3 protein-coding genes are annotated in these 11,290 nt (G+C 71.0%); all 3 read left to right on the forward strand.

The features are described 5' to 3' along the window. Positions 1-4: 4 nt before the first annotated feature. Positions 5-2,944 (forward strand): SDR family NAD(P)-dependent oxidoreductase, encoded by a 2,940-nt coding sequence (locus ACFVT5_RS43005; protein ID WP_389899706.1) that lies wholly within the window; start codon positions 5-7, stop codon positions 2,942-2,944. 69 nt (positions 2,945-3,013) lie between these two features. Then, positions 3,014-9,517: an SDR family NAD(P)-dependent oxidoreductase gene (locus ACFVT5_RS43010; RefSeq protein WP_389899703.1), complete on the forward strand. Its 6,504-nt coding sequence runs from the start codon at positions 3,014-3,016 to the stop codon at positions 9,515-9,517. Beyond that, positions 9,514-11,290, forward strand: a 1,777-nt coding sequence (locus ACFVT5_RS43015) for a type I polyketide synthase (protein ID WP_389899705.1), incomplete at its 3' end; no start/stop codon positions are given. The genes ACFVT5_RS43010 and ACFVT5_RS43015, both read left to right, overlap by 4 nt.

The following is an 11,290-nucleotide window of genomic DNA, read 5'->3' on the forward strand; positions in this document are numbered from 1 at the left end:
GTCGTTGGGGGATGCGGCGCGGGTGGTGGCGTTGCGGAGTCGGGTGTTGCGTCGGTTGTCGGGGTTGGGTGGCATGGTCTCCATCGCCGCCGGCCGGAACCGGACCGAGGATCTACTCGCTCCCTGGGCCGACCGTGTGGGTGTCGCGGCAGCCAACGGCCCCGACTCCACCGTGGTGTCCGGCGACGCGGATGCGCTGGACGAACTGCTCGTGGCGTGCGAGGGGCTGGGGGTGCGGGCGCGACGGGTTCCGGTGGATTACGCGTCGCATTCGGCTCATGTGGATCTGATCCGTGAGGAGTTGGCGGAGTTGTTGGCGCCGATTGCTCCGGTGCCTTCGCGGGTGCCGTTCTTCTCGACGGTCACCGGAGACTGGATCGACACGGCGGAGTTGAACGCCGACTACTGGTTCGCCAACCTCCGGCAGCCGGTCCAGTTCGAAGGCGCCACCAGGGCGCTGCTGGCACAGGGATACGACGTCTTCATCGAGTCGAGTGCGCACCCTGTTCTGGCGACCGGGATCACGGAGACGGTGGATGCCGGGGACGTGCCCGGTGCGGCGATCGGCTCCCTGCGTCGGGACGAGGGCGGGATGGACCGGTTCCTGACTTCGGTGGCGGAGGCGTTCGTCCACGGCGTGGACGTGGACTGGACGAGCATGCTGCCGGGCGGTCGGCGGGTGGACCTGCCGACCTACGCCTTCCAACGCAAGCACTACTGGCTGGAACCTGTCAGCAGTCCACGGCACACCGACGGCACCGACATCACGCCGAACGTCGTCGACTCGCTGTTCTGGGAGGCGGTGGAGAGCGAGAACCTGGAGGAACTCGCCCGGACCCTCCTACCCGACGCCAACGGGACCGCCGGACAGGTGCGTTCGTCACTGGAGACAGTGCTTCCGGCCTTGGCGTCCTGGCGCAGGCAGCGCCGGGAAGACTCGGTCGTCGACTCCTGGCGCTACCAAGTCGCCTGGCGCCCCCTTCGGCCGGCCACAACAGGCGCCGCCGTGCTGTCGGGGACGTGGTTGCTGGTGGTGCCCGCGGCGCATCGGGAGCATCCGTGGGTGGTGGCGGCGGGCGAGGTGTTGGGGGGCGGTGGCGCTGAGGTCGGGGTGGTCGTACTGGATGCGGCTCGGCCGGAACGGCAGTCGTGGGCGGGGCAGTTGGGTACGGTGGCCGGGCAGATCAATGGGGTGCTGTCGTTTCTGGCGCTGGACGAGGCGCCGTCGGCGGATCATCCCGGTGTTCCGGCCGGGCTCGGCGCGACCCTGACCCTGCTTCAGGCGCTGGGCGACGCGGACGTCGAGGCACTCCTGTGGTGCGCGACCCAGGGCGCCGTCTCCGTCAACAGCATCGACCCGGGACCGCATCCGCTCCAGGCACAGGTCTGGGGACTCGGACGGGTGGCCGGGCTGGAGATGCCCCAGCGCTGGGGCGGACTCATCGACCTGCCCGAGACACCCGACGCCAGGGCTGCGGGCCGACTGCGCGCCGCTGTGACCGACTCGGGCGACGAGGACCAACTCGCACTGCGCCCATCGGGTGTGTTCGTACGGCGCCTGGTCCGCGCACCCCTGGACGGGCGCACGACGGCGAAGCAGTGGAGCCCGACCGGCACCGCCCTGGTCACCGGGGGTACCGGCGGTCTGGGTGCGCACGTCGCGCGCTGGCTGGCCGCGCAGGGCGCCGAGCACGTCGTACTGACCAGCAGGCGGGGCCCCGATGCCGCGGGCTCAAACGAACTGTCGGCGGAACTGGAGGAGTTGGGCGCCCGAGTGACCATCGCCGCGTGCGACATGGCGGACCGGGACAGCGTGTCCGCACTGCTGGACCGGCTCAGGGACGAGGGCTCCCCGGTACGGACGGTGGTGCACGCCGCCGGCGTTCCCGGCCGGTTCGTGGGCCTTGCGGACGCACAGCTCTCGGACCTCGCCGAGACGTTGGGGGCGAAGGCAACCGGCGCCCAGACCCTCGACGAACTGCTCGGGCAGGACGACGACGTGGACGCCTTCGTGCTCTTCTCGTCGAACGCCGGCATCTGGGGCGGGAGCGGGCAGGGAGCGTACGCAGCCGCCAACGCCCATCTGGACGCGCTGGCCGACCGGCGCCGAGCCCGCGGCCTTGCCGCCACCTCGGTCGCCTGGGGCATGTGGGACGGGGACGGTCTGGCCAACGAACAAGGCATGGGGGAGGCGCTGAGCCTGCGCGGCCTGCGCGCCATGGACCCGGCGCTGGCGATCACGGCACTGCACCAGGCCCTCGACCGCGACGAGACCACCCTCTCCGTCACCGACATGGACTGGGAGCGCTTCGTGTCCCTGTTCACGGTCGCCCGACCCAGCCCGCTCCTGGCCGAACTTCCGCAGGTCCAGCAGCTGTTGAAGGCCCCCGAGGAGGCGGCGGAGGAATCCGTGTCGCGGTCGGCCCTCGACCGGCGACTGGCCGGCCTGCCCGTCGCCGAACGGCACCGCGTCCTGATGGAGCTGGTCCAGGCACAGGCGGCCACCGTCCTCGGCCACGCGAAGCCCGACGAGGTCGAACCGGAGCGAGGATTCCTCGAATCGGGATTCGGCTCCCTCACCGCGGTGGAACTGCGCAACCGGCTCAACGAGGCGACCGGGCTGCGCCTGCCCGCGTCCACCGTCTACGACCACCCCAACCCCGCGGCCCTCGCCCGGCATCTGCACGCACAGCTCCAGCAGGGAGAAGACGGCGACGAGGTGGACGCCCTCGAAGGGCTCCAGCGGATCGAAGCGGCCGTGCTGGCGGCACCGACGGACGGCGGCGTGCGCGACCGCGTCGCCAAACGACTGCGGTACCTGCTCAGGACGTTGGACGGCGGCGCCGAGTCCCAGACCGACGGCGGCCTGGACCGGACGACCCTGGAATCGGCCTCGGACGACGAAATGTTCGCGCTGATCGACAAGGAACTCGGGCTCGACTGACCCGCCCGACGAGAACTCGCCCCCTGATCGGCACCCAAACGCGTGGAAGACGGGATTCACATGGTCGGCGTGGAAGAAAAGCTCCGGGACTACCTCAGGCGCGTCACCGGCGAACTGTCGGAGACGAGGCAGCGCCTCAAGGAGGTCGAGGCCGAGTCACGGGAGCCGATAGCCGTCGTGGGCATGGCGTGCCGGTTCCCCGGCGGCATCGAATCCCCCCAGGACTACTGGCGCCTGCTCGCCGAAGGCCGGGACGCCGTGGCCGGATTCCCGGACGACCGGGGCTGGGACCTGGAGAACCTCTTCGACCCCGACCCCGACGCACCCGGCAAGAGCTACGCGCGGGAGGGTGCGTTCGTCTACGGCGCTTCCGAGTTCGACGCCGAACTGTTCGGCATCTCGCCCCGCGAGGCGCTGGCCATGGACCCGCAGCAGCGGCTGCTGCTGGAGGCGTCCTGGGAGACCTTCGAGCGGGCCGGACTGGACCCCGGAGCGCTCAAGGGCCGCGACATCGGCGTGTTCGCGGGCGCCGCATGGTCCGACTACGTCTCCGGCAGCCGCAAGGTCCCCGACAGCGCCGAGGGCTACGCCATCACGGGAGGATCCTCCAGCGTCCTCTCCGGCCGGGTGGCCTACACCTTCGGCCTGGAGGGGCCTGCGGTGACGGTGGACACGGCGTGCTCGTCGTCGCTGGTGGCGATGCACCTGGCGGGCCAGGCCCTGCGCAGTGGCGAGTGCTCGATGGCACTCGCGGGCGGAGTGTCCGTCCTGGTCAGCCCTTACCCCTTCGTCGGCTTCAGCCGCCAACGCGGCCTCGCACCGGACGGCCGCTGCAAGCCCTTCGCGGACGCGGCCGACGGCACCGGCTGGGGCGAGGGCGTCGGAATGCTCCTGCTGGAGCGGCTGTCGGACGCCCGGCGGAACGGTCACGAGGTGTTGGCGGTCATCCGGGGCAGTGCGGTGAATCAGGACGGGGCGAGCAGCGGTCTGACGGCTCCGAACGGACCGTCCCAACAGCGGGTGATCCGAGCCGCGTTGGCCAACGCGGGGCTGTCAGCGAGCGACGTGGATGCGGTGGAGGCCCACGGCACGGGTACGTCCCTGGGGGATCCGATCGAGGCGCAGGCGCTGCTGGCCACCTATGGCCAAGGGCGGCCTGAGGGGCGGCCGTTGTGGCTCGGCTCGGTCAAGTCGAACATCGCGCACACACAGGCCACCGCCGGCGCCGCGGGTGTGATCAAGATGATCCTTGCCATGCGGCACGGGATGCTGCCCAAGAGCCTGCACGTGGACGCGCCGTCGACGAACGTCGACTGGTCGGCCGGCGCGGTGGAGTTGCTGACCGAAGCTCGGGAGTGGCCGGAGGTGGATCGGCCCTGGCGGGCGGGTGTGTCATCGTTCGGGGTCAGCGGGACGAACGCGCACGTGATCGTGGAGCAGGTATCCGAGTCCTCCGTCGAGGTGGTTCCTGAGCGGGTTCCGGTTCCGGTTTCGGTGGTGCCGTGGGTGGTGTCGGGGCGCGGGGTCGAGGGGTTGGTCGGGCAGGCGTGGCGGTTGGCTGAGTTCGTCGGGGCCCGACCGGAGCTGGATCCGGTCGACGTGGGGTTCTCGTTGGCAACCTCGCGGTCGGCGTTGGAGCACCGGGCGGTGGTGGTGGGGCGGGATCGGGACGGTCTGCTCGGCGGGCTCCGTGCTGTGCTGGAGGGTTCGTCGAGTGTGGGTGTGGTGTCCGGGGTGGCTCGGGGTCGGGCTCGGTTGGCGTTCGGGTTCTCGGGGCAGGGGGCGCAGCGGGTCGGGATGGGTGCCCAACTGGCTGCCGTGTACCCGGTGTTCGCGGGGGCGTTGGATGAGGTTGCGGGTGGGTTCGGGCTGGACCCTGTCGTGTTCGTGGATGTGGATCGGTTGGGTCGGACGGAGTGGACGCAGGCTGCGTTGTTTGCGTTCGAGGTGGCGGTGGTGCGGCTGTTGGAGAGTTTTGGTGTGCGGCCGGATGTGTTGATCGGGCATTCGATCGGGGAGTTGGCTGCTGCTCATGTGGCGGGGGTGTTCTCGTTGGAGGATGCGGTCCGGTTGGTGAGTGCGCGGGGTCGGTTGATGCAGGCGTTGCCGGCTGGTGGAGTCATGGTCGCGGTCCAGGCGAGTGAGGCTGATGTCCTTCCCGTACTTGAGGACTTTGTCGGTCGGGTTTCTCTGGCTGCTGTCAATGGTCCGTCGTCGGTGGTGGTGTCCGGTGAGGCGGAGGCCGTTGAGCAGGTGGTCGTGGCGCTGGGGGAGGTCAAGTCGCGGCGGTTGCGGGTGAGTCATGCGTTCCATTCGCCTTTGATGGAGCCGATGCTGGAGGACTTCCGGCGGGTGGCGGAACAGGTCACTTTCCATGAGCCGCAGCTGCCGGTGGTCTCCAATGTGTCCGGTCGTCTCGCCGAGCTGGGGGAGTTGACCACGCCCGAGTACTGGGTGCGTCACGTCCGCGAGGCGGTCCGTTTCGGTGATGGCGTCACGGCGCTGGCGTCTGAGGGTGTCGGTGTGCTGGTCGAGGTCGGCCCGGACAGTGTCCTGACCGCGATGGCTCAGGAGACCTTCGACGGCCAGGACAGCCTCCGTGCGGTCCCGCTGTTGCGCAAGGACCGTCCCGAGCCGGAGACGTTGGTGGCGGGGTTGGCGCAGGCGTTTGTGCACGGCGTTGAGATCGACTGGCTTGCTCTGCTCCCCGGTGGCCGTCGCGTGGAGTTGCCCACGTATGCCTTCCAGCGCCGCCGCCACTGGTTGGAGGACGCGGACACAGCCGGCGGTGACCCGGCAGCATTGGGGCTGGCCGCCGCGGACCATCCCCTCCTCGGTGCGGCCGTCCCCCTCGCCGAGGACCAGGGAATCGTCATCACGTCCAGGCTCTCTCTGCATACGCACCCCTGGCTGGCGGATCACGAGATCGGTGGCACAGTGCTGCTGCCGGGTGCGGGTCTGGTCGAGATCGCGTTGCGGGCCGGGGACGAGGTGGGCTGCGGACGCGTCGAGGAACTCACCCTGGAGATCCCCCTGGTGGTCCCGCAGGAGGGCGGTGTCACCGTGCAGGTCCGCGTGGGCGCCGAGGACGAGTCCGGGTGGCGACCGATGACCGTGCACTCTCGGCCCGGTCCCGAGGAGGAGTGGACCCGTCATGTCAGCGGTGTCCTGAGCCATGACGTGCCGGAGGAACCCTACGACCTCGGTGTGTGGCCGCCCACGGGAGCGACGTCGGTGGAACTCGACGGGTTCTACGAGGCGTATGCCCGGCTCGGCTATGCCTACGGCCCCTCGTTCCAGGGGCTGCGGGCGGCCTGGCGGCGCGGCGACGAGGTCTTCGCCGAAGTGAGCCTGCCCGCACAGGAGCAGGAGGCGGCCGGCCGCTTCACCCTGCATCCGGCGCTGCTCGACGCCGCCCTGCAGTCCGCGGGCGCCGGTGCATTCTTCGACAGCGGTGGTTCCATGCGGCTGCCGTTCGCCTGGAGTGGCGTCTCGGTCTTCGCCGCCGGTGCCTCGACGGTGCGGGTGAAGCTGTCGCCCGCGGGACCGGACGCGGTGAGGGTCGCGCTCGCCGACCCCACCGGCGCACCGGTCGCACTCGTGGAGCGGCTGCTCATCCCGGAGATGTCCCCCGAACAACTGGAGCGCGTGCGGGGCGAGGAGATGGAAGCTCCCTATGTCCTCGACTGGGTTCCCGTGGAAGTGCCGGCCGACGACCCGGTCCAGCCGGAGCGGTGGACGCTGCTCGGTCGGGAGGATGCGTGCGTCGACGGCGAGGGCGCCCTCGCACCCCTGCAACGCGTAGACGGAACACCGGAGTTCGTGGTCCTTCCCTGCGTCGCCCCGTCGTCGCCGACGCTCGCGGACGCCGTACGGCAGTCCACGCTCCAGGCGCTGACGGTCCTTCAGGAGTGGCTGGCCGACGACCGATTCGCCGACTCACGGCTCGTGCTGGTCACATGTCGTGCGGTGGGAGTCGGCGCGCACGACGACGTACCCGATCTGGCCCATGCGGCTCTGTGGGGTCTGGTGCGGTCGGCGCAGACGGAGCATCCGGGTCGGTTCGTGCTGGTGGATGTCGACGAGGGCGTGGAGTTGGCGGAGGTGTTGCCCGGGGCGTTGGGCTCGGGCGAGTCGCAGGTGGTGGTGCGTGCGGGTCGGGTGCTGGGGGCGCGGCTGGTGCGATCGGGTTCGGACGGCCCGGGGTTGGTGCCCCCGGTGGGGGCGCCGTGGCGGCTGGATGTGACGACACCGGGCACGTTGGAGAACCTGGCGCTGGTGCCGTCGGCGGTGGAGCCGTTGGGGCCGTCGGACGTACGGGTGTCCGTGCGTGCGGCGGGGCTGAACTTCCGCGACGTCCTCATCGCTCTCGGCATGTATCCCGGCGAGGCGCGGATGGGCGGCGAGGGCGCCGGAATCGTGACCGAGGTCGGCTCCGAGGTGACCACCCTGGCGCCGGGCGACCGCGTGATGGGCATGCTGTCGTCCGCCTTCGGGCCCACGACGGTCTCCGATGCCCGCGCCCTCGTACGCGTACCGGACGACTGGACCTTCGAACAGGCGGCATCCGTACCCACCGTATTCGCCACCGCCTACTACGGGTTGGTGGATCTGGCGGGGGTGCGGGCAGGGGAGTCGGTGCTGGTGCACGCGGCGGCCGGCGGGGTCGGGATGGCCGCGGTACAGGTGGCGCGGCATCTGGGTGCCGAGGTGTTCGGGACGGCGAGTCCTGGCAAGTGGGATGCCCTGCGGGCCGGCGGGCTGGACGCGGAGCACATCGCGTCGTCGCGAACGGTGGAGTTCGAGGAGGCATTCCTGGCCGCGACGGGCGGCCGGGGCGTGGACGTGGTGCTCGACAGCCTGACGGGCGAGTTCGTGGACGCCTCGCTGCGGTTGCTGCCGCGCGGGGGTCGGTTCATGGAGATGGGCAAGGCCGACGTCCGGGACGCGGAGCGAGTGGCCGCCGATCACCCCGGCGTCGCCTACTACCCGTTCGACCTCCTCGAAGCTGGCCTCGACCGCTTCCAGGAGATCCTCACCGAGGTGGTCCGGCTCTTCGAGCGAGGAGTGTTGCGGCACCTTCCCGTGACGGCGTGGGACGCGAGGCGGGCCCCGGAGGCGTTCCGGTTCGTCAGTCAGGCCCGGCATGTCGGCAAGAACGTGCTGGTGATGCCACCGGTGTGGGACCGGGACGGCACAGTGCTGATCACGGGTGGTACCGGGGCCCTTGGCGGGCTGGTGGCCCGGCATCTGGTGGCGGGGCATGGGATGCGCCATGTGCTGCTGGCGGGCCGTCGGGGTGTGGAGGCTCCTGGCGCACGGGAGCTGGTGGCACAGTTGGAGGCCGACGGGGCGGAGGTATCGGTCGTCGCGTGTGATGTGGCGGACCGGGACGCGGTGGCCGAGCTGATCGCGAAGGTACCGGCAGAGCATCCGCTGACCGCCGTCGTCCACACCGCCGGCGTGGTCGCCGACGCCACCCTCGCGGCCCTGGACGCGGAGCGTGTCGACACGGTCATGCGGGCCAAGGTCGACGCGGTGCTGCACCTGCACGAGGCGACCCGCGGCCTCGACCTCGCCGGGTTCGTCCTGTTCTCCTCGGCCTCCGGGGTCTTCGGCAGTCCAGGGCAGGGCAACTACGCGGCGGCGAACTCGTTCGTCGACGCGTTCGCGCACCACCGCAGGGCCCAGGGACTCCCGGCCCTCTCGCTCGCCTGGGGACTGTGGGCACGGACCAGCGACATGACCGGGCAGCTCGGACGCGACGACCTGGCCCGCATCTCCCGCTCCGGACTGACCCCGATCACCGACGACCAGGGCATGGCGCTGCTCGACGCCGCACTCGGCGTCGACCGGCCCCTGCTCGTTCCCGTACGGCTGGACAAGGCCGCGCTGCGCTCCCAGGCCGCCGTGGGAACCCTGCCGCCGATCCTGCGCGGGCTGGTGCGCGCCCCGGTCCGGCGGGCCGCGAGCACCGCCGCCGCACAGGGGCCCTCGCTGGCCCAGCGGCTGAGCGCCATGCCCGCGACGGAGCACGAACGCATCGTCGTGGAGCTGGTCCGCGCGGACCTCGCCGCCGTCCTGGGGCACTCCTCGTCCGCGGGGATCGACCCCGGCCGGGCCTTCCAGGACATGGGCATCGACTCGCTGACCGCGGTGGAACTGCGCAACCGGCTCAACGGAGCCACCGGACTGCGACTGGCCGCGTCACTGGTCTTCGACTACCCGACCCCCGACGCCCTCGCCGCCCACATCCTCGACGAACTGACCCTCGAAACCGGAGGGACCGAGGCGGCGGCCGGACCCGACGGCCGGCCACCCGCACCGACCGACGAGACCCATCTCCGGCGGGTCATCACCGCCATCCCCCTGGACCGCATCCGGCAGGCCGGACTCCTGGACGCGCTGCTCGGCCTGGCCGACAGGCCCGCGGACACCGCGGCAACCGACGACTCCGACCAGGAGAAGGACGGCCCGGCCATCGCCTCGATGGACGTGGACGACCTTGTGCGGATCGCACTCGGCGAGAGCGACACCACGGCAGACATCACCGAAGGGACGGACCGGTCATGAGCAGCGCATCCTCCGAGAAGATCGTCGAGGCACTGCGGGCGTCGCTCACCGAGAACGAGCGCCTGCGCAGGCTCAACCAGGAACTGGCCGCCGCCGCGCAGGAGCCGGTGGCGATCGTGAGCATGGCCTGCCGGTTCCCCGGCGGCGTCGAATCCCCCGAGGACTTCTGGGCCCTGATCAGCGAGGGCCGTGACGCGGTCTCCGGCCTGCCCGACAACCGCGGCTGGGACCTGGACGCCCTCTACGACCCCGACCCCGAGGCACAGGGGAAGACATACGTCCGCGAGGGCGCCTTCCTGTACGACGCGGCCGAGTTCGACGCGGAGCTGTTCGGGATCTCGCCGCGTGAGGCGCTGGCGATGGACCCGCAGCAGCGCCTGCTGATGGAGACCTCCTGGGAGGTGCTGGAACGGGCCGGCATCAGGCCCGACTCGCTGCGCGGCAAACCGGTCGGCGTCTTCACCGGCGGCATCACCTCGGACTACGTGACCCGGCACTACGCGTCGGGCACCGCGCCCCAGCTCCCGGCTGGAGTCGAGAGCCACTTCATGACCGGCAGCGCGGGCAGCGTGTTCTCGGGCCGCATCGCCTACACCTACGGTTTCGAGGGGCCCGCGGTCACCGTGGACACCGCCTGCTCCTCGTCGCTGGTGGCACTGCACATGGCTGCCCAGTCGCTGCGCCAGGGCGAGTGCTCGCTGGCGTTCGCCGGCGGCGTCGCCGTCCTGCCGAACCCCGGCACCTTCGTCGGCTTCAGCCGGCAGCGCGCACTGTCCCCGGACGGCCGGTGCAAGGCGTTCTCCGCCGCCGCGGACGGCACCGGGTGGGGTGAGGGCGCGGGGCTCGTACTGCTGGAGAAACTGTCCGACGCGCGCCGCAACGGCCACCCGGTCCTGGCGATCCTCCGCGGCAGCGCCGTGAACCAGGACGGTGCCAGCAACGGCCTGACGGCGCCGAACGGTCCCTCTCAACAGCGGGTGATCCGGGCCGCGTTGGCGAACGCCCGCCTGTCGCCCGACGACATCGACGTTGTGGAGGCGCACGGGACGGGCACCCCGCTCGGCGATCCGATCGAGGCCCAGGCGCTGCAAGCCACGTACGGCAGGAACCGTCCGGCCGAGAGGCCGCTGTGGCTGGGCTCGGTCAAGTCGAACGTCGCCCACGCCCAGGCCGCGGCCGGAGTGGCCAGCGTGATCAAGGTGGTCATGGCGCTGCGTCACCGGTTGCTGCCCAAGACGCTCCATGTCGATGAGAGGTCTCCGCACATCGACTGGTCGGTGGGCGCGGTGGAGTTGTTGACGGAGGCGCGTGAGTGGTCGCGGGCGGAGGGGCGTGTGCGGCGTGCGGGTGTGTCTTCGTTCGGGATCAGTGGGACGAACGCGCACGTGATCATCGAGGAGGCGCCCGAGCCTGCGGTTGTCTCCGAGGCTGTCGAGGAGCGGGCGCCGGTTGGGGTGGTGCCGTGGGTGGTATCGGCTCGCGGGGCGGAGGGGCTGGCCGCGCAGGCGGGGCGGTTGGCTGGATTCGTCAATGTCCGGCCGGAGTTGGATCCGGTGGATGTGGGGTTGTCGTTGGTGGGTTCGCGGTCGGTGTTGGAGCATCGGGCGGTGGTGCTGGGCCGGGATCGGGAGGGGCTTCTTGCCGGTGTGGGGTCGTTGGCGTCGGGTGTGTCGGGTGTGTCGGGTGTGTCGGTGTCGGGTGTGGTGCGTGGGGTGGGTCGGTCGGGTGTGCGGTCGGTGTTGGTGTTTCCGGGTCAGGGGTCGCAGTGGGTGG

This window comes from Streptomyces sp. NPDC058001 (assembly GCF_042886315.1).
Classification (GTDB): Bacteria; Actinomycetota; Actinomycetes; order Streptomycetales; family Streptomycetaceae; genus Streptomyces.